General features: G+C 74.0%; 12 protein-coding genes. 8 read left to right on the forward strand and 4 right to left on the reverse strand.

Features of this window, described 5'->3' with window-relative positions; all coding sequences use genetic code 11:
• Nucleotides 1-104: 104 nt before the first annotated feature.
• On the forward strand, nt 105-1,646 hold the full coding sequence (locus ACFV4P_RS29015) for a CoA transferase (protein WP_380476101.1): 1,542 nt from the start codon (nt 105-107) through the stop codon (nt 1,644-1,646).
• 4,442 nt (nt 1,647-6,088) lie between these two features.
• Nucleotides 6,089-7,756: a class I adenylate-forming enzyme family protein gene (locus ACFV4P_RS29020; protein ID WP_380476103.1), complete on the forward strand. Its 1,668-nt coding sequence runs from the start codon at nt 6,089-6,091 to the stop codon at nt 7,754-7,756.
• Between the two features lie 19 nt (nt 7,757-7,775).
• Here ACFV4P_RS29020 and ACFV4P_RS29025 read toward each other — a convergent pair whose 3' ends face one another.
• The 4 genes from ACFV4P_RS29025 to ACFV4P_RS29040 all read right to left on the reverse strand — a co-directional run bounded on the left by ACFV4P_RS29025 (nt 7,776) and on the right by ACFV4P_RS29040 (nt 12,560).
• Nucleotides 7,776-8,834 carry an NAD(P)-dependent oxidoreductase gene (locus ACFV4P_RS29025; RefSeq protein WP_380476105.1) on the reverse strand — a complete coding sequence of 353 codons (1,059 nt, stop codon included), beginning with the start codon at nt 8,832-8,834 and terminating at the stop codon, nt 7,776-7,778.
• Between the two features lie 109 nt (nt 8,835-8,943).
• Entirely contained in the window at nt 8,944-10,092 is a 1,149-nt protein-coding gene (locus ACFV4P_RS29030; RefSeq protein ID WP_380476107.1) for an alpha/beta hydrolase, read from the reverse strand.
• A gap of 156 nt (nt 10,093-10,248) precedes the next feature.
• Nucleotides 10,249-11,400, reverse strand: coding sequence for a DegT/DnrJ/EryC1/StrS family aminotransferase (locus ACFV4P_RS29035; protein WP_380476108.1), 1,152 nt, complete (start codon nt 11,398-11,400; stop codon nt 10,249-10,251).
• On the reverse strand, nt 11,397-12,560 hold the full coding sequence (locus ACFV4P_RS29040; protein ID WP_380476110.1) for a DegT/DnrJ/EryC1/StrS family aminotransferase: 1,164 nt from the start codon (nt 12,558-12,560) through the stop codon (nt 11,397-11,399). The genes ACFV4P_RS29035 and ACFV4P_RS29040 overlap by 4 nt, the downstream gene beginning before the upstream one ends.
• A 554-nt stretch (nt 12,561-13,114) precedes the next feature.
• Between ACFV4P_RS29040 and ACFV4P_RS29045 the strand changes: the two genes are divergently transcribed.
• The 6 genes from ACFV4P_RS29045 to ACFV4P_RS29070 all read left to right on the forward strand — a co-directional run bounded on the left by ACFV4P_RS29045 (nt 13,115) and on the right by ACFV4P_RS29070 (nt 19,136).
• A complete protein-coding gene (locus ACFV4P_RS29045; protein ID WP_380476112.1) occupies nt 13,115-14,200 on the forward strand; it encodes a hypothetical protein in 1,086 nt (361 codons plus the stop codon).
• Entirely contained in the window at nt 14,197-15,180 is a 984-nt protein-coding gene (locus tag ACFV4P_RS29050) for a TIM barrel protein (RefSeq protein WP_380476114.1), read from the forward strand. Before ACFV4P_RS29045 ends, ACFV4P_RS29050 begins: the two co-directional genes overlap by 4 nt.
• Complete coding sequence (locus tag ACFV4P_RS29055; RefSeq protein ID WP_380476116.1) at nt 15,170-16,510, forward strand: M20/M25/M40 family metallo-hydrolase; 1,341 nt, start codon at nt 15,170-15,172, stop codon at nt 16,508-16,510. The genes ACFV4P_RS29050 and ACFV4P_RS29055 overlap by 11 nt, the downstream gene beginning before the upstream one ends.
• Nucleotides 16,511-16,594: 84 nt before the next feature.
• On the forward strand, nt 16,595-17,737 hold the full coding sequence (locus ACFV4P_RS29060; protein WP_380476118.1) for an Ldh family oxidoreductase: 1,143 nt from the start codon (nt 16,595-16,597) through the stop codon (nt 17,735-17,737).
• Nucleotides 17,734-18,702, forward strand: coding sequence for a Gfo/Idh/MocA family protein (locus tag ACFV4P_RS29065; RefSeq protein WP_380476120.1), 969 nt, complete (start codon nt 17,734-17,736; stop codon nt 18,700-18,702). The genes ACFV4P_RS29060 and ACFV4P_RS29065 overlap by 4 nt, the downstream gene beginning before the upstream one ends.
• Complete coding sequence (locus tag ACFV4P_RS29070; protein ID WP_380476122.1) at nt 18,699-19,136, forward strand: DUF6917 domain-containing protein; 438 nt, start codon at nt 18,699-18,701, stop codon at nt 19,134-19,136. Before ACFV4P_RS29065 ends, ACFV4P_RS29070 begins: the two co-directional genes overlap by 4 nt.
• Nucleotides 19,137-19,256: the final 120 nt, after the last annotated feature.

Genomic DNA, 19,256 nt, shown 5'->3' on the forward strand with positions numbered 1-19,256 from the left:
GCGACTGGGTGGCGGCCTGTCGGTGCTGCCGGCCCGTGACAGGTTGGGAGGCTGGAGTGGCAATCGGTCAACTGCTGATTGGTGGCGCGGTAGTTGGCGTCGGCGTGCGAGACTCGACGCCGCGTGTCGCGTGCGGCGTCGCTGCTGATCTGCTGCGCGCCGCCGGGGTCGAGGTGGCGGAGGCGTCCGGCGGCGTGCTGGAGGTCGGCGGGGGTATCGGCTGCCGGTTGACGTGGGCCGGGCCGGTGGCGCTCCCGCTGCGGAGCGAGGCGGACGTGCAGGCGGCGTGCGGGGTGATGCACGTCCATGGGCGCCGGTACGGCGGACCGCGGCTGCTGGGCGTGGACTTCGCGTCGGTCGCGGCCGGCGTGCTGGCCGCCGGTGGCACTCTCGCGGCGTTGCGGGCGCGGGAGTTGGGACTGCCGTACCGGGAGGTGGAGGTGTCGGTGGCGCAGGCCGCTCTGCTCGGCCTGTCGCAGTACTTGGCGGCGGCGACGGCCGAGGAGCCGTGTGCGGAGCCGGTCGGGGTGGGTGGTCCGCCGTTCCGGTCGTCGGACGGGGTCTGGTTCGAGCTGGAGGCGCTGGGGCCCGACGGTTGGTTGCGCTTCTGGGTCGAACTCGGCGTCGAGCGGCGGGTGGTGGGGCGTTCCTGGCTTCCGTTCCAGGCGCGGTACGGGACGGCGACGTGTCCGCTGCCCGACGAACTCTTCGTGGCGGCAGGCCGGTTGACGTTCGCCGGACTGGCCGCGCTGGCGGAGCGGTGCGGCGTCGACGTGACACCGGTGGAGGCGCGGCCGGCGGCGGGCGGGGTGCCGTGGCGGGTGGTGCAGGGCGCGGCGGTGCAGGGCGAGGCGGCGGGAGCGCGGCCACGCGAGGCTGCGGCGGGTGGGCGTGGCCCGTTGGACGGTGTCACGGTGGTCGAGGTGGCGCGTCGCGTGCAAGGGCCCATGGCCGGCCGGGTGTTGGGGCTGCTGGGCGCCCGGGTCGTGCGGGTCGAGCCGCCCGGCGGGGATCCCTTGCGCGGCGTGCCACCGATGACCGCGTTCGGCGGGGAGCCGGTGTCGGCCCGGTTCGCTGCGCTCAACCGCGGCAAGGAGGTGCTGGAGGCAGACCTGCGTTCGACCGAAGGGCGCGCTGCGGTAAGAGAGTTGGTGCAGGAGTCGGATGTGCTGCTGCACAGTCTCGCGCCGTCGAAGGTGGCCGGCTTGGGTCTGGACGCGGAGACGCTGGAGGCGGTTCGTCCGGGCCTGGTGCACGCGCAGGCGTCCGGGGGTGCGCCCGGGGTGACCACCGACTACCCCGTCCAGGCGCGCTCGGGTCTCGCCGCGCTGGTGGCTCCGCCCGGCCTGCCGCCACGACCCACGCTGTTGACGGTGTGCGACGTCCTCGGCGGGCTGGTCTGCGCGACCGCCGCTGTCGCCGGCCTGACGGCGCAGGCCCGGACCGGGCGGGCGCAGCGGGTCGAGTCGTCGCTGCTGTCGGCGGCTCGGTTGCTGTGCGGGGCGGTGAGCGGGCCGGGCCTCCCCGGGGACGGGATCGAGGTGTGCACGGATCTGGCGGCGCTGGCCGGTGATCCGCGGTTCGGTGGGGCGCTGGACGGTTCGGGGTGCGCGGTCGTCCGTGCGCCCTGGGAGTTCCGGACGTGAGCGGGTGGCGGTGGCGCGAGCGGCGCCCTCGACCGCTGTGCGGACGGGCGGGGCGGCGGACGTCCCACCGCAAGGGCCTCGCCGGCCGGGCCCGCAGGCGCTGCGCGTACGGGCGGTGGGGTCGCTGCTGCCCGCCCGCCGAGGGGGCTTCGGACGGGCGCGGGCGCAGCGGGGTTTCGGCGGGTGGCGGCTGCGGTGGTCGGTGCTCCGCTGTGGGGTGTTGTGGGCTTCGCGGGCGGTGTGGTGGTGAGGGCCTGACCTGTACAGGCGGACGGGGAGGTGGTCGGCCGGGTGCGGTTGGGGTGCCGTCCGGTGCACGGCCGCGTGGCGGTGGCGGTGGCGGTGGCGGTGGCAGGCAGTGTGAGGCGCTGGCAGCAGGCGGTGTCGTGAGAAGTGGGGGCGCTGTTGGGGGTCGGCGGCGGCAGGCGTGCCGTGTTCGGGCAGGCCGGGCGGGAAGGGTGGGTCGCGGTGCCGCGACCGTGCTGGCGGCGGACGGCGCGGGCCACGTCGGTGGGGGCTTTCGGGGACTGCGCGGACAGCGGACCTGCCGGGCAGGCCGGCGGCGGCGCGAGTGCGGTGGCAGGGCGGGCGGCGTGGGCCGACGGAGAGATGTTCGGTCGAGCAGTGGTTGCCGGTGGGGCGCGGCTTTGCCGACAGGCGGTACGTGGAGGGGCCATGGGGCTCGGCGGCGCCCGGCGTGGTGCCGTGTTCAGGTCCCCCGGGTGCGGAGCGTGGGGTGTGACGCCGCGTTCGCAGTGGGGATCGGAGGAGCAGGCCGCGCGTCCAGGTGCCTGAACGGACGGATGGCGTGTGGGGCAGGTCAGGGTCGACCGCAGGGTGCAGGGGCGGGAGCGGTTGGTGCCGGACCGCGCAGGGGTTGGCGGTGGGGTGCCGCGACCGTGCTGGGGGCGGGCAGCGCGAGCCGGGTCGGTGGCGGGTTCAGGGGACTGAGCGGGCAACGGACCTGCCGGGCAGGTCGGCGTCGGCGGGAATGTGGTGGTCGGCCGGAGGTTGTCGGCTGGTGCGGAGGTGGCCATCTGCCGGGCACGCCGAGGGCTGGGGCAGTTGGTGTTCCGCCGCATGGTGGTTGCGGACGGCGCGGTGCCCAGGTAGCGGGCGGTGCCCGGAGTTGTGGCGGCACTGCTGGCGATCGGCGGACGTCCCGTACTCGGTCGGCCTGGGCGAGGCGTGAGGATCGAGGTGCCATGACGGTGGCAGGCGGACCGGGGCGGAGCGCGGGTCGCCGCTGCGAGACCCGGGCAGGTGTGCTGGGCGGCTGGTTGCACAGCGATGGCGGACGGTGTGACGGGGGTCGGGCGGGCGTGCGGCGTCGTTGTGCTCCTTCCGTTGGGCGCGAACGGTGCGGTGGCGCTGCTCCTGGCACAGCGAGCGTGCCGCGCGGAGCGGACCGCCGTCCGAGCGACCGTCCCGGGGTGCCGGGAGCGCCGGCCGACCCACCGTGTGGCGGTGGCGAACGGTGGCGCAGTGACTTGGCGGAGGCCGGTTCGCGGTGGGGTGGTGGCGCTTTGTGTGGCGAAGTCCGCCGACGGCCGACGTTCCGTGATCGGGCCGCCGGGGCGGGTAGCGGGGCGTGCGGGGCCGCGACCGGGCCGGTGGTAAGCAGGCGGGGCCACGGCGGTGAGAGGTCCAAGGCCGCGAACGGACGGCGTGCTTGTATGGCTGGCCGGCGTTCGGGTGGGGGTGGCGAGGTCCCGCCATCGCCGGGGGCAACCAGGTGCCCGGCCGGGATGGGCCGGCGCGGAGATCGCCGGTCGGGCGCGGCGACAACACGGGCGGCTGGGGCCTGGCAGCGCGGCGGTTGCGGGTGGACCGGTGCCCTGCCATCGGGCGGTGGCTGGACGGGGGCTGGCGGCACTGGAACTCGGCAGCAGCCGTGCCGTGTTCGGGCAGGCGGACGGAACCGCGCCGGGGCGGGAACCATGGGCGTGAGCGGACGGTGGACCGGTGCGGTGGGCCGGTGCCGGCAGGAGCGCGGCGCACGACCGGATGGCGCGGACCGGTTCGGAGGTGTGGGGCCGGGCACGGCGACGGCGCGGGCAGTTGGCGTCTGGTCGCGTGGCGGTTGCGGACCGGGCGGTCCTCGGTGGGGTGGTGGCGCTTCAGGCGACCAGCCTCGACGACGGCAGACGTGCCGCGCTCAGAACGCGGATGCGGTGCCCAAGAACCTGAGCGGACGGCGGACCGGCGCGGCCGGCCGGTGCCGGCAGGAGCGCGGCGCGCGGTCGAATGTGGTGGACAGGTGTGGGGGCTCTCGGCCAGGCGCAGCGAGGGTGCAGGCAGTTGGCGTCTGGTCGCGTGGCGGTTGCGAGTCGGGCGGTCCTCGGTGGGGTGGTGGCGCTTCAGGCGACGAACCTCGACGGCAGCGGGCGTGCCGTACTCACACCGCCGAGACAGGAGAGCCGGTAGGCAGACGAGGCTGCGCCGGTGCGGGGCCCAGGAGCCTGAGCGGGTGGCAGACCTGGGTGGCGCACCGGTGTCCGCAGGAGCGCGGCGCGCGACCGCATGGAGCGGAACGGCTCGGAGGTGTGCGGCCGGGCACGAGGACGGCGCAGGCGATCGGGGCTTGGTCGCGCGGCGGTAGCCGACTGGGCACCGGCTCCGCAACGCGCGGTCCTCGGCAGGGTGGTGGGGTTTCGAGCGACGAACCCCGACGACAGCAGACATGCTGCACTCGGGAAACCGAGACGGGGAGAGCTGCACGCAGACGAGGCCGCACCGACGTGACGCCCATGGGACCGACCAGACGGCAGACCCGGACGACACGCCGATGTCGGCCGGAGCGCGGCGCGCAGTTGCATGAAGTGGACAGGCGTGGCGCAGCAGGTGTGCGGGCGATGGGTGTCTGGCTGCGCAGCGGTTGCGGGCCGGACGCTGCCTCAGCAACGGCCAGTCCTCGGCGGCGCGGTGGCGCTTCAGAGGACGAACCTCGACGACAGCAGGCGTGCCGCACTCGGGAAGCCGAGGCGGAGAGGGCGGTAGGTGAACGGGGCTGCGCCGGCGTGGCGTCCACGGGCGTGAGCGGACGGCAGGCTGGCGGCCGCCGGCAAAAGCGCAGCGCGCGGTCGCATGAGGTGGACAGGTGGGGAGGTTCTCGGCCAGGTGCAGCGAGAGCGCGGGCAACTGATCGCTGGTCGCGCGGCGGTTGCGAACCGGGCGCTGCCTCGACAACGGGCAGCCCCCGACGGGCTGGCGGCGCAGCTGGCGACGAATCTCGGCGACAGCAGGCCTGCCGCACTCGGGAAGCCGAGGCCGGAAGGGCGGTAGGCAGGGGGCCCTGGAGCCTGAGTGGACGGCAGACCCGGGTAGCGGACCGGCTCGGAGGTGTGCGGCCGGGCACGGCACAGGCGCGGGCAGCTCGCACCTGGCCACGTAGCCGTTGTGAGTCGGCACCAGGCCGTTCCGGGAGGCGTGGTGGCGCGGCGGGCGACGAACCTCAGCGGCGCGCAGGCTGCGGACAGCACATCTCGCACCGGGTGGAGATGGACGGGCCGGTGCGCTCCCGGCTGTGCTGCGCGCTGGCGCGGGTGGGCACGCGAGGGCTGGAGCCTTCCGAACCCTGCGGGGGCCTGCCTCGGACATCTGTCGGTCACACCGGACCGCGCGATAGATCACCGTCGGCTTCCTGGAGGGGAGTTGAGGACGGCCGGGTGCGCGAACGAGCGAGCTGCGACCCGTCTTCAGGCGCAGCTGGGCCACGTCGTGCGCGGGTAGGTGCGCGAGAGCTGTCGTCTCCCGCCAGCGGACCGGGGCGATGGCGCGGCACCGACACCGGGCCGTGCGGCACGTCACCGTCAGCTCCCTGCAAGGCAGTTGAGCCCGGCCGGGTGCGCGCACGAGTGAGCCGCGGTCCGTCCTCGGGCGCGGGTGGAGTGCTCCATGGGACTCAGCGGCTGCCGTCCTGCCGCAGCGAGCAGGCGTCCCGGCACGTCGGGTGGCCCGCTGCACAGCGTCGCAAGTGTGTGGGGTCTCGGCAGTGGCCGGTCCCGGGACAGGTCGTGCCAGCAGCCGGTCTCGGCCGCGATGTGTGCGCCGGGTACAGACACCCAGGTTGGCGGGTGCGGGAGGACTGGACTCCTGCGCAGGTGGAAGGGGGTGCCCGGGAGTGGGGCGGGGTGAGTGGGCTCGGGGGCAGCGAGGGTGTCTCGGTGGCTGTGGCGCTCGCGGAGGTGGGGCTGCGGCGGGCAGCGACGGTGTGGGCGTGGGCCAGGGGTCCGGCGATGCCGCTGAGGCCGCAGGCGGGCAGCGAGTCGGGTGCGGAACGGCGGGCTCCGACCTGGTGCGGAGGGTGGCGGCGGCATTCCGGCTCACCGCGGTGCTGCTGGGCGGGAGTTGGCGAGCGGCTGCCGGCGGCAGGGAGCGGGACGACAGCGCGGTGCCGGGGCGGGATTTCAGTGGTGGTTGGACGGATGGATCGATCGGTGATGGGAGTGGTTGTTGTGGGCGGTGCGTGGGTCTCGGTGGCGGGTGTGGAGTTCCCGGATCGGGTGGGACGGGAGTTGCGGGAGGAGTGGGTGGCTCGGGGGTGGTGTCCGGGGCGCGGGTTGTACGAGTTGTTTGTGGAGCGGGCGGGGGTCGATGGGGGGCGGGTGGCTGTGGTGGACGACGGGGGTGAGGTGACGTTCGGCGAACTGGCGCAGCGGGTGCGGGGGTTGGCGGCCGGGTTGGCGGCGCGGGGGGTGGGTCCGGGGTCGGTGGTGGCGACGAAGCTGCCGGCGGATTGGCGGGGGCCGGCGGTGGATCTGGCGGTGGCGGCGCTGGGTGGGGTGGTGTTGCCGTGTGTGCCGGGGCACGGGCGGCGGGATCTGCTGGCGTTGTTGGGGACGTCGCAGGCGGATGCGGTGGTGACGGTGCCGGAGTGGAAGGCGCTGGTGGACGGGTTTCGGTCGGAACTGCCGTGGCTGCGTGAGGTGGTGATGCTGGGGGCGGAGCCGTGGCCGGAGCGGGCGGGGTGGGCCCCAGTGGCGGTGGATGCGGAGGCGCCGGCGCGGATTCTGGTGTCGTCGGGGTCGGAGGCCGCGCCGAAGCTGGTCGCGTACTCGCACAATGCGTTGGCGGGGGGCCGGGGGCGTTACGTGGAGCGGGTGTTGGGGACGGTGGACGGGGCGCCGCCTCGGGTGTTGCTGTTGGTGCATCCGGCGACGGCGTACGGCTCGTTGGCGGTGGTGGCGTTGGTGCGGTGCGGGGCGACGGTGGTGCTGCGGGAGCGGTTCGATCCGGCGGATGCGCTGGCGGCGGTGGGGCGTTGGCGGCCGACTCAGCTGGCGGCGGTGCCGACGATGTTGCGTCGGCTGGCGGAGCAACCGCCGTCCCCGGGTGAGGACTTGTCGTCCTTGCAGGCCGTGGTGTCGAGTTCGGCGATGCTGTCGTCGGCCGTTCTGGGGGCGGCGTTGCGGCGGTTCGGGTGTCCGGTGGTGAATGTGTACGGGGCGAGTGACGGGGTGAACTGTCATACCCGGTGGGAGAGTTCGGACGTCGATGTGTTGCGGGTCGGTCGGCCGGATCCGGCGGTGACGGAGTTCCGGGTGTGCGGGCCGGACGGGCGTCCGGTGTCGGCGGGGGTGGCGGGCGAGTTGCAGGCGCGGGGGCCGATGAGTCCGCTGTGTCACGTCGGGGAGCCGGAGTTGGACGCGCGGCTGCGGGTGGACGGCGGGTGGGTGCGGTCCGGCGACCGGGGGGTGCTGGAGGCGGACGGGTCGTTGCGGGTGGTGGCGCGGATCAAGCAGATGGTGAACCGGGGCGGGGTGTCGATCGGCCTGTCGGAGGTGGAACGCCTGCTGGAGGGCCACCCGGGGCTGGTGGAGGCGGTGTGCGTGCCGGTGCCGGATCCGGATCTCGGGGAGCGGATGTGCGTCTGCGCCGTGCCGCGCGAACCCGACGGCGGGCTGGCGCTCGTCGAACTCACCGACTATCTGGGCCAGTTGTGCGGGTTGGAGAAGTACAAGTGGCCGGAGCGGCTGCTGTTGCTGGACCGGTTGCCGCTGGGCGCGTCGGGGAAGCCGGACCGGCTGGTGCTCACCGAGTTGGCGGCGGCCGTCACCGGCGGGCCGGAGACGGCGGCTGAGGTCGGCGCTCAGAACGTCCGTCAGTAGCGGTTGTTGACGAGGACCGTCACGCGGTCACCACGGGTACGCCGTCCGGGAGGTCGGCGAGCAGGGCCGCGATGTGGTCCGCGCATCGCAGGGCCGCCGTGGCCACGGCGCTCCTGCTCATCCCGGCGACATGCGGGGTCAGCAGGGCGTTCGGCAGGCCGAAGAGCGGCGAGGCGAAGGCGGCGTGCTCGTGCTCGAAGGTGTCGACGGCGGCTGCCGCGATCGGGTGCGCGGGGTCGCGCAGCGCATCGGCCAGCGCCTGTTCGTCGACGATTCCGCCCCGGGCGGTGTTGAGCAGGATCGACCCCGGGCGCATGAGCGCCAGCTCCGCCCGACCGATCAGCCCTCGGGTCTGCACGGTGAGCGGTAGGTGCAGGGAGACCACGTCGCTGGTCGCCAGCAGTGTGTCGAGGGAGTGGGCCCGGGGCACGGAGGCCTCGGCGGGGCGCCGCGAAACGGCCTGGACATCCATACCCAGGGCGGTCGCCCGCTCGGCCAATGCCCGGCCGATCCGGCCCATCCCGACGATGCCCAGGGTCAGCTCCGACAGCTCTGCCGTCGGTGCGGTCGGTGCGCGCCAGTGGCCCTGGTGCGCGGCCTCGTTGTACGCCGGGAGATCTCGGGTCAGGGCGAGGAGTTGGGCGAGGGTGAACTCGGCGACCGCGTTCGCGTTGGAACCCGGGGTATGGGTGACAGCGACCCCGTACCGGGCGGCCGCTGCCAATTCGACGTGATCCGTGCCCACCCCGGCCCGGCCGACCGCCCGGAGCCGGTTGACCAGCGTGGCGTCGGTCGCCGCCGCGAGGAACGCGGCGCGCAGCGGCACACCGGCACGGGACTTGACCGCGTGATAGCCGAGCCCGTCCCGGACGGTCTCGGCGAGCAGCGCGGACTCGTCGAAGGCGTCGAAGTCGGTGAAGTCCACCCGGCCGGCCCAGACAGCCCGCGCCCTGGCGTGATCGGCCACCCGCCGGAGGTTCAGCGTGACGGCCAGCCCGTGGCCGAGCAGACGCTCCAGCTCCCGATCGAGCAACTCGCCAGGAGCCGCGTCCAGCAGCAGGATTCGGGCCCGCTCCATGCGGTTCCTCCTTCCTCTGCACGGACCCTACTGCGGTCCAGGGACCGGTCGCCGAGAGAGCCCGCGACCCGTTCGATCCCTTCGATCCCGCACCTACTGGCGGACGTTCTCAGTGCAGGCTCCAGCGGAAGTCGATTTCCGGGTAGCGGCGGGACGGGCCGTCGAGGAGTGGGGTGGGGCGGTCGCGGAGGAAGTGGTCGGCGAAGGCGCGGACGTAGGTGCGGGTGAGTTCGGTGGCGCGGGCCGGGGTGAGGGTGCCGAGGAGGGCGGTGTAGGCGTCGGCGGGGAGGTGGTCGGCTAGGTGGCCTGGTTCGGCGGCGTGCGGCAGGTCGGTGAAGCTGAGGTGGCCGGCGCCTCGGGTGTACAACTGGCGTCCCCAGGCGTGGTGGTGTTCGCGCCAGCGCTGCCAGGTGTCGTGGTCGTGGAGCGAGGTGAGCAGCAGGAACGGCCGGTCCAGTCCGAGGTCGGGGACGGGTGAGCCGAACAGGCCGCCGTCGAGGTCGAGGCCGATCCGCAGGCGCGGGTCCTGGCGCAGCGCCTCGGCGGCGGCGGCTCCGCCCATGGAGTGGCCGAGCACGCCGATCCGTCCGCCGTCGACACTGAACGGCATTCGGCTGCCAATGAGTTGGTCGGTGACGAAGCGCAGGTCGGCGACCCGGGCGGCGATCTCCAGGCGGTCGGCGGCGTCCCAGCCCGGCGGGTCGTCGGACAGGACGCTGTACACCAGTCGGCCGTCCGGGAATTCGACGGCGGTGGCGTCGCGGGTGTGGTCCACGGCCGCGACGAGGTAGCCGTGGGCGGCCAACTCCTCTGCCAGGGCGGTGCAGTTGCTGCGGCCGCCCTTGCGGCCGTGCCCGAGCAGCAGCAGGGGCAGGGGGCCCGGGTGGGCGGGGGCGTCGAGGTGGGCGGTGGGTCGGAGCCGCGCGAGAGTGCCCGGGTCCAGCGACAGGTACCGATCGATCGCGGCGGCGACCCGCGAGGTGAGGTAGGGCGCTCTGGCCCGGCCGGCGGTGGTGCGTGCCGGGTACCAGAGCTGGACCATCAACTCGCGTGCGCCGGAGGCGGGTTCGAACGGGTCGAGCCGGTTGTGGTCGACCAGGTGCAGGCTGGTGGTGCCGACCGGCCGGCCGACGGTGGGCGCGGGCAGGTCGATGGGACACGGCGGCAAGGCGGGCGAGGCCTGAGCGGGCGAGGCCGGCAGCAGGGCGGCGGCCCCGCCCAGGCCGGCGAGGGTGAGCAGGGAACGGCGCTTGATCATGCGTCATCCTTGGCAGCTCGACGACCGGGTCCGGGTTCGGGTCCGGATTCTGCAAGCCTAGGGCAGGCTCGTGCGCCCGGTCCGGCCGTTGCCAAGAGCCGCCTGCCATATGCCTGTTGGGCCCGCCAAGGCTTGCGCGGTGGTGGGCCCGACGGTTCAGGCGGCGGGTACGGGCGCGGCCGCGAAGGAGCGCACCGCGGCGGTGATGCGGTCGACCTGGGCGTCCGTCAGGTGGGGATAGATCGGGATGGACAGGCACTGTCGGGCGGCGCGTTCGGCGTTCGGCCAGTGGGCGTCGGCGGGGGCGAACGCGGTGAAGGCGGGCTGGTGGGGCAGGGGCCGCGGGTAGTAGATGTGGCTCTCCACGCCGTGTGCGGCGAGGTGCTGCTTGAGCTGGTCGCGGTGGGTGGCGAGCAGTGAATAGACGTAGTAGCAACGGCCGTTGGTGTCGGGTGGCGGTGGGGTGATGCCGTCGGCGGCGAGCGGGGTGAACTGCTCGGTGTAGTGGGCGGCGATCTCGGCGCGGCGGGCGAGGCGGCGGGCCAGGCCGGGGTGGCGGCGCAGCTGGAACGCGGCGAGGACTTCGTCGAAGCGGCTGTTCATGCCGATCAGGTGGTGCCGGAAGCGGTGCACGCCGTCCTGGCCGTGGTTGCGCAGCATCCGTGCCGTGCGGGCGAGTTCGAGGTCGTCGGTGACCACGACGCCGCCTTCGCCGGGGCCGCCGAAGGACTTCACCTGGACGAACGAGAACAGGCCGGCGTCGCCCCAGGTGCCGGCGGGTCGGCCGTCCAGGACGGCGCCCTGGGCGACGGCGGAGTCCTCGATCAGGCGGAGGCCGTGGCGGTCGGCGAGGGCGCGCAGGCGCGGCATGTCGGCCATCACGGAGAACATGTGGGCGGGCATCAGCGCCTTGGTGCGGGCGGTGATCAGGGCCTCGGCGGCGTCGGGGTCGATGACCAGTGTGTGCGGGTCGATGTCGGCGAAGACGGGGGTGGCGCCGACGCCGAGGACGGTGTTGGCGAGCGGGGCGCAGCCGAACGCGGGGACGATCACCTCGTCGCCTGCGCCGATGCCCATGGCGCGCAGGATGAGGGTGAGCGCGGTGGTGCCGCTGCCGCAGGCGACGACGTCGGCGACGCCGAGGTCGGTCCGCAGCAACTCCTCGAAGCGGGCGGTGCGTTCGCCGAGGATGAAGCGTTGGGCGGGATCGGTGGCGACCTCGTGGACGACGTCCAGCAGCAGGTCGCGGTCGTCCTCGAAGAGGTCGGGCGGGAAGAACGGGATCTGCGGGGGTGCGGTGGTGGTCATCGGTGCTTTCCGTGCTGGAAGCCGCGGACCAGGTCGCTGACCAGGTCCAGGTCGTGGTCGGCGAGGTCGGGGTGGAGCGGCAGCGCGAGGGCGCGTGCACAAGCGGCCTCGGCGTGGGGGAACTCGCCGCGCCGGTGGCCGAGTTCGGCGAAGCAGGGCTGCAGGTGCAGTGGCGTCGGGTAGTAGGTCTCGGTCTGGACGCCGTGTCGGGCGAGGTGCGCGGCGAGTTCGTCGCGGTGGTCGGACTCGATCAGGTAGACGTACCAGACGGGGTTGGTGGCGGCGGCGCGCGGGACGACGGTGGGGAGGGTCAGTCCGGGGGTGCCGGCCAGGCGCTCGGTGTAGCGGGCGGCGAGGGCGGCGCGGCGGGCGATGGCCTGGTCGACGCGGTCGAGTTTGGCGAGCAGGACGGCGGCCTGGATGTCGTCCATCTTGCTGTTGGTGCCGAGGAGTTCGGTGGGGCGGTTGATGGTGGGGAAGTCGTCGACGGTGGCGCCGGTGCGGCCGTGGTGGCGCATGGCGGCGACGGCGTCGGCGACGGCAGGGTCGTCGGTGAGGACGGCGCCGGCGTCGCCGATCGCGCCGAGGGTCTTGGTGGGGAAGAACGACAGCACGCCGCCGGTACCGTGCAGTCCGGCGTGGACGCCGTTCCAGCTCATGCCGAAGGCCTCGGCGCTGTCCTCGACGACGGTCAGCCGGTGGTGGTCGGCGAAGGCCAGCAGGGCGTCCAGGTCGGCGAGTTGGTGGAACAGGTGGACCGGCATGATCATGCGGGTGCGTTCGGTGCGGACGGCTTCCGCACTGGCCGGGTCGAGGCTGTAGCTGTGCGGGTCGATGTCGGCGAAGACCGGGCGGCCTCCGGCCAGGACGACGGCGGTCGCGGAGGCGACGAAGGTGTAGGTCGGGACGATCACCTCGTCGCCGGGTTGCAGGCCGGCCGCGCGCAGCAGCAGGACCAGCGCGTCGGTGCCGCTGTTGACGCCGACGACGTGGCGGGCGCCTGTCCGGGCGGCGAGGGCGGCCTCCAGTTCGGCGACCTTGGGGCCGTGCGAGTACTTGCCCCGGTCCATCAGTTCGTCGAGGTGGCGCCGGGTGGTGGGCCAGAGGGATTCGAAGGTCTCGGTCTGATCGAAGAAGGAGACGCCGGAGGAGGCACCCATGGAACTCTCATCGGGTTGTGGACGGTGGCGGACGGGTGGGGCGGCAGTACGGGACGGGCGGGTCGGACGGGGGCGAGCGGGTCGGACGGGGGCGAGCGGGTCGGTCGGCCGGTCGGGTCGGACGGGGGCGAGCGGGTCGGTCGAGCGGGTCGGTCGGGGGCGGTGCCGCCGGGAGCGGGTGGTGCCATGTCGGTGGTTCAGGAGGCCTCCGGGCGTAACCGGAAAACGCTTTCCGAACGCCCCGATCGGGTGATGGGAGGCAACCGGAAAGCGCTTTCCGATTCCCTCCCGGAAACTGCGGGAAGAAACCCGCGGACGACCGGCGCACCGATGCACCGCCCGGAGGCACCCCGTTGAATCTATGCCGCGACCATCGCCGTCCACCTCGGGCAAATGACACCTTCACCCGTTCGAATGGCTTGGCATATAGGCGAGTTGACGTTCTGGTGGGCCGCGCCGGAAGTGCTGGTTGAATACCCGGCGATGCGACCCCCGCGAATCGGACGGAAGGACGGCGCGCCATGTCGAACGGACTCGGGACCTTACTCGTCGGAATGGGCCGGGCGGGCAGCGGACTCCATCTGCCGGTGCTGCGCCGGCTGCGCACCGCCGCCGATTCCGCACACCTGTTCGCCCCCGTACCGATACTCGCGGTCGACCCGCACCGACGCCCCGCCGCCACCATCGATCTGCGGCCCGTCAGCCTCGCCGAGGCCCCCCGGCTCGCCGACCCCGCCGACACCGTCGTCCACCTCTGCACCCCGCCGACCGAACGGGCCGCCGCGCTCGACACCCTCGGCCGGCTCGGCTACCGGCGCATCCTGCTGGAGAAGCCGTTCGCCGCCGACGCGGCCGGGCTGGACGAACTGTTGGAGCTCCGCGAGCGCCACGCGCTGGACCTGGTGGTGGTCGCCCAGTGGCTCGGCAGCCGCCTCACCGACCGGCTGCGCGCCGCACTGGCGAGCGGGGCGTACGGCCCGCTGCGAACGATCCACGTGGTGCAGCGCAAACCTCGCTTCTCCCGCACGCTGGCCGGCGGCGGCCATCCCACCGCGTTCGACATCGAACTGCCGCACTCCCTCGGCCTCTGCCTCTCGCTGGCCGGGTCCGGCCGGGTCACCGGCGCGGGCGGCACCGACATGGTGATCGGCGGGCAGGTACTCCCCCGGCTCGGCACCGCCTGGCTCAACCTCCAGCACGACAGCGGCGCCTGGACCCGGATCCGTTCCGACCTCACCTCCCCCGTCCGGGAACGCCGGGTCACCCTGGAACTCGCCCACGGCACCCTGATCGGCCACTTCCCCGGCAGCGAGGCCGACGCCTACGCCCGGCTGACCGTCATCGACCACAGCGGGGAGAGCACCGAACTGCTCCACGACGACTCGCTCAGCACCTTCCTGCACCGCGTCTACGCCTACTTCGCGGCGGGCGGCGCGGCCGCCGGCGCCCATCACCCGCATCCCGACCTGGCGGTCAACTCCCAGGTGGTGCGGCTGCTCGACCAGGCCAAGACGATCGCAGCACAGGCCCGCGACGCGCAGGACCGCGCCGCACAGGCGGGCAACGCGCGGACCGGCAACCCGCAGGCAGGCGGGACGCCCGCCGACGACGTGCAGCGCCGCGCGGCGGCCGCCCGATGACTGCCGCCGCCCCGCGCACCGCGGACCCCGCGCCGGAGCCGCCGCTCGGCGACCCGCCGCGCCGGAGCCCCGCCCCGACGATCGGCTTCGGCGGCATCGGCGACGAGGCCGCCCCGGACCTGCCCGGCCAGGTCGACGCCCTCGACGAACTCGGCTGGCACGAGCTGGAGTTGCGGACGGTGGACGGCCGGTGGATTGCCGACCTGCCGCTCGACCGGGTCGGCCGGATCGCCGAGACGCTCGCCGCCCGGGGCATCCGGGCGACCGGCCTGGCGTCCCGGATCGGCAACTGGTCCCGCCGGATCACCGACGACTTCGACCAGGACCTGGCGGAACTCGCCGCACTCACCACCCGCGCCGCCGTGCTCGGCACCGACCGGATCCGGGTCATGTCCTACCCCAACGCGGGCCTGTCGGAGCCGGATTGGCGCCGCCGGGCACTGGACCGGCTGACCCGCCTGACCGATCTGGCCGGTCAGCACGGCCTCACCCTGCTGCACGAGAACTGCAGCGGCTGGGCCGGCACCTCGGCCGAACGCCAACTCGACCTGCTCGTCACGGTGGACAGCCCGGCCCTGCGCCTGCTCTTCGACGCGGGCAACGGCGTCCCGCACGGCTATGACGGCTTCCTGATGCTCCGTCAGATCGCCGACCATGTCGCGCACGTGCACATCAAGGACGCGGTGGGCGGCGGCGAGGACACCGCCTACGTGCTGCCCGGCGACGGGACGGCGCGCCTGACGGAGAGCTTGCGCTACCTGCTCGACCGGGGCTGGAGCGGCGGCTGGTCGCTGGAGCCGCACCTCGCCACCCGCCCGCACCAGGGTCTGGCGGCCGACGGCACCGCAGTGAGCGGATTCGTCGCCGCCGGACGGGCGTTGAGCACGCTGGTGGAGCGCGAACTCCTGCCGTCCACGGTGGGCTGGCGCGCGGTGCCGGGCGGGCTCGGACGCGCCACGGCGGTGACGCGTGAACAGTGACACCACCACCACAGCCGCGACCACGACCACGACCGCCGGCACCCAAACGACCTCGCAGGACGCACAACTCCGCCAGAGCGAGCGCGACTTGCTGCTCGACCTGTTGCGCATTCCGACCGCCGGCCCGCTGGAGACCGGACCCGGCGCGCCACCCCCGCGCCTACCCGAGGCGCTCGACGTCTACGCGCGGGCGGCGGAGGCGATCGGCCTGGCCGAGGTGCACCGCGGCGCTCCCCGGGCAACGGACCTCGACCGGCCGGACGTGCCGCTCACCGTACGCCAACAGGCCACCGACGAGGGCTTCTTGGCGTGCCAGCCGAGTCTGGTGCTGCGGCTCGGCCCGGAGCTGCCCCGGTCGGCTACGGTGATGTTCAACGTGCACCTGGACACGGTGGCCGGCCTGGAGCCGGTCGGATTCGACGGGCGGCGGTTCACGGGGCGGGGCGCGATCGACGCCAAGGGCCCGGCGGTGGCCCTGTTGGCGGGGATCCGGGCCGCGGTCGCGGCGGAGCCCCTGGTGGGCCGTTCGGTCGGGGTGCTGGTGCAGGCCGTTTCGGGCGAAGAGGGCGGCGCGCTGGGCACGTTCGGCACCCGCCCGCTGGTGGAGGCCGGGTACGTGGGCGCGCTGAACGTGTTCTGCGAACCGACCGGCCTGCGGTATCTGCCCCGGGCCACGGCCGCCGCCACCGCCCGGCTGCGGGTGCGCGGCGAGGACGCGATCGACGACTGCCCGGTCGAGGGCCACAACGCGACCGTACTGCTCGGATTCCTCGCCCAGTTCCTGGCACGGGAGTTGACGACCGTCCCGGCTCCCCGCGACCCGGTCTGCGTGGCGGGCCTGAGCACCGGTCCGCTGCACAACCGGGTGTACGGCACCGGCGAGCTGCTGCTCAACCTCCCCTACCGGGACGACCGTTCGGGCCTGCGCGCGGAGCAGGCCGTGCAGGCGGCGGTCGAGGCCGGACTGGCCGCGTTCCGGCGGGAGTTCGGCGGGCTGCCGGAGTTCGCCCGAACGGCGGCGGACTGCGCGCGGATCACCCGACTCGACTGGCTCAAGCGCGGCCTGCCCGTCCTGGACAATCGGCATCCCGCCTTCGAGGACCTGCTGACCCGGCAGGCCGGCATCCCCCGACTCCCGGACGACGAACCGGCGTTCACCTGCGACGCGATCTGGACGGCGGGCCTGCCGGACGCGTTCACCGTGGTGCTCGGCCCCGGCGACCTCGGCACCAACCGGGCCCACGCGGAAGGCGAGTTCGCCGAGCTCGCCCAACTCGACGGCTTCGCCTCGGCAGTGGCCCGCCTGCTGGTGGCCTTCGCCCACCGGTAACGACCCCGAAAACCCCAGCTGCCCATCAACTCGGCTTCTACACAGCTCACTTCAAGCACGCCACCCAGCATGAGAGCACCCTTCATGAGCACCGTGACATCCGCGCCCGGCTCCGCCGCCACCCGTACCGTTCGCGTCCCGTACGCCGAGCTGCTCCGGTTCACCACCGACGTGTTCACCGCGAACCATCTACCGCCCGAGCGGGCCGAGTTGGCGGCCGAGGCACTGTGCTACGGCGACGCGGCGGGGATGGATTCGCACGGGCTGGTGAATCTGACCCGGCTGTATCTGCCGTTACTGGCGGAGGGGCGGGCCGATCCGCTGGCCGAGCCGGTGATGGTGGCCGACCGGGGGGCTGCGGTGCTGGTGGACGCGGGGAATGCGCTCGGGCTCTGGCAGGCGGGTGCGGCCATGGAGTTGGCGGCGGAGCGGGCGGCACGGTTCGGCATCGGGCTGGTGTCGGTACGCCGGGCGACACACTTCGGCTGTGCGGGGCACCATGCGGCGCGGGTGACCGGACGCGGCATGATCGGCCTGCTGGCGTCGAACTGCGGGCGGCAGCGGATCGCCCGGCCGCCGGGCGGCGCGGTGGCGCTGCTCGGCACCAACCCGTGGAGCGTGGCCGCGCCGGCGGGTGAACTGCCGCCGTACGTCCTGGACATGAGCACCACGGCCGTTCCGACGGGCCGGGTGCGGGCAGCGGCGCGGGCGGGGCGGCCGATCCCGGAGGGGTGGCTGGCCGACGAGGACGGGCGACCGGTGACGGACCCGGCGGCGTTCGACCGGGGCGAGGCGCACCTGCTGTGGCTGGGGTCGGGTTCGGGCGCCGAGTTCAAGGGGTTCGGGTTGGGGCTGATGGTGGAGGTGTTGGCGGCGATGCTGCCCGGCGCGGGGCTCGGTCCGGAGCCGGCCGCGCTGGACGGCGACGGGGGCCCGACCGGCCGGGACGACGACATCGGCCTCTTCGCCCTGGCGATCGCCCCGGCGACGCTTCGCGACCCGGTCCAAGTGGCGGAGGACGCAAGGAGGTTGTTCTCCACGGTGCTGGACTGTCCGCCTGCCGGGGGGCAGGTCGGGCCGGTCGTCTACCCGGGTTGGCACGAGGCCCGGCGGACCGCCGAGGCGCACCGCGACGGCGTGCCGCTGGCAGCCCCGCTGCTGGTGGAACTCGCAGCCGTGGCGCAGCAGTTCGGTGTCCGTCCGATCGCCGTGGAGGTGGCGGAGTGAGCGCGCTGCGGGTGGGCGTGATCGGGCTCGGGGTGATCTCGCGGTTCTACCTGGCCGCGCTGGAGAACGTCCCGGGGGTGGAGTTGGCGGCGGTGTGCGACCACCAGGCCGAGCTGTTGCGGGAGTTCGAGGGCCGGGTCGGGTGTTTCACGGACCACCGGGCGATGCTGGCGGCGGGCGGGTTGGACGCCGTGGTGGTGACCGTCCCGAACGACCTGCACCTGGCGATCTGCCGGGACGCACTGCGGGCCGGGCTGCCGGTGTGCGTGGAGAAGCCGTTGGCTCTACGGGCCTCGGAGGGCGCGGAGTTGGCGGCACTGGCGGCGGAGCGCCGGGTGCCGCTGTTCACGGCGTTCCACCGGCGGTACAACGCGGCGGTCCGGGAGCTGTGCCGGGCGCTGGAGGGTGCGGCGCCGGTGCGGTCGGTGACGGCACGGTACTTCGAGCTGATCGAGGAGCATGTCGGCCGGGACCGCTGGTACTTGGACCCGGAGCGCTGCGGCGGCGGCTGCGTCGCCGACAACGGCCCGAACGCGTACGACCTGCTGCGGCTGCTGGCCGGGCCGATGGGCCTGGACGCCGCAGAGGTGGTGCGGGACGGGCACGGGGTGGACCGGCACGCGGTCCTGGAACTGTCGGGTGCGGGCGGGGTGCGCGGCCAGATCGAGCTGGACTGGTCGTACCCGGGCGAACTGAAGGACGTCGCAGTGGAGTTGGCGGACGGATCGGTGCTGCGGGCGGACCTGCTGGCCGGGCACGACGGGTTCAAGCAGTCGCTGTGGCACGAGTACGAGGGCATCGTCACCGCGTTCGCCGGGCTGCTCGCGAGCCACGGCGCGGGGGACGACGCGAGCCACGGCGCGACGGACGACCCGACGGACGACGAGCGGGGCCCGGACGGGGTGGACGCGCTGCGGGTGGTCGAGGCGGCGTACCGCGCCGAGCGGGCGGAGGTGCGCGGATGATCCGGCAGCGCGGGCCCCAACCGGCGGGCGCGGTACGGGAGAACGGTCCGAAGCGGGAGGTGACGGGCACCCTGGTGAAGGTGCTGTTGCACAGCCGGACGGACCGCGGGATGAGCCTGGAGCCGTTCGCCAGCCGCTGCGTGCGGGCCGGCGAGGTGCACGAGCTGGTCACGACCGATCAGCGCGACACTGCGGCGGGGGCGCGGATCGACCGGGTCGGGTTCCTCGGCTTCGCGGAGATCGCGAAGGCGGGGGTGTTGGACCGGGGCGACGAGGTGTACGTCGGCGAACACCGGGTGGGGACGGTGCTGGGCTTCGACGCCTGCCACTTCCCCAACCACTACAACGTGCTGATCGCGGCCGAGCACCTGCTGACCGGGGAGAAGCTGGACCTGCGGCCGGAGCTGCCGGTGCGGTTCGTCCCACGCCTGTGAGGCCCGGCCCGTAGGACGCCCGGCCCATACGCCGCCCGGCCCGTAGGACACAGGCCCGTACGCCGCCCGGCCCGCACGACACAGCCCCGCCGCACGGCGAAGGCCCGGAGCGGGGGGCGC

Origin of the sequence: Kitasatospora sp. NPDC059795 (assembly GCF_042732175.1) — a bacterium.
GTDB lineage: Bacteria > Actinomycetota > Actinomycetes > Streptomycetales > Streptomycetaceae > Kitasatospora.

What these genes read in the sequence shown, in the direction of transcription:
- ACFV4P_RS29040 (WP_380476110.1), bottom strand. Translation starts at nt 12,560, where the DNA reads ATGGGTGCCTCCTCCGGCGTCTCCTTCTTCGATCAGACCGAGACCTTC.
- ACFV4P_RS29060 (WP_380476118.1), top strand. Translation starts at nt 16,595, where the DNA reads ATGAGCACCGTGACATCCGCGCCCGGCTCCGCCGCCACCCGTACCGTT.
- ACFV4P_RS29020 (WP_380476103.1), top strand. Translation starts at nt 6,089, where the DNA reads ATGGGAGTGGTTGTTGTGGGCGGTGCGTGGGTCTCGGTGGCGGGTGTG.
- ACFV4P_RS29050 (WP_380476114.1), top strand. Translation starts at nt 14,197, where the DNA reads ATGACTGCCGCCGCCCCGCGCACCGCGGACCCCGCGCCGGAGCCGCCG.
- ACFV4P_RS29030 (WP_380476107.1), bottom strand. Translation starts at nt 10,092, where the DNA reads ATGATCAAGCGCCGTTCCCTGCTCACCCTCGCCGGCCTGGGCGGGGCC.
- ACFV4P_RS29025 (WP_380476105.1), bottom strand. Translation starts at nt 8,834, where the DNA reads ATGGAGCGGGCCCGAATCCTGCTGCTGGACGCGGCTCCTGGCGAGTTG.
- ACFV4P_RS29070 (WP_380476122.1), top strand. Translation starts at nt 18,699, where the DNA reads ATGATCCGGCAGCGCGGGCCCCAACCGGCGGGCGCGGTACGGGAGAAC.
- ACFV4P_RS29045 (WP_380476112.1), top strand. Translation starts at nt 13,115, where the DNA reads ATGGGCCGGGCGGGCAGCGGACTCCATCTGCCGGTGCTGCGCCGGCTG.
- ACFV4P_RS29035 (WP_380476108.1), bottom strand. Translation starts at nt 11,400, where the DNA reads ATGACCACCACCGCACCCCCGCAGATCCCGTTCTTCCCGCCCGACCTC.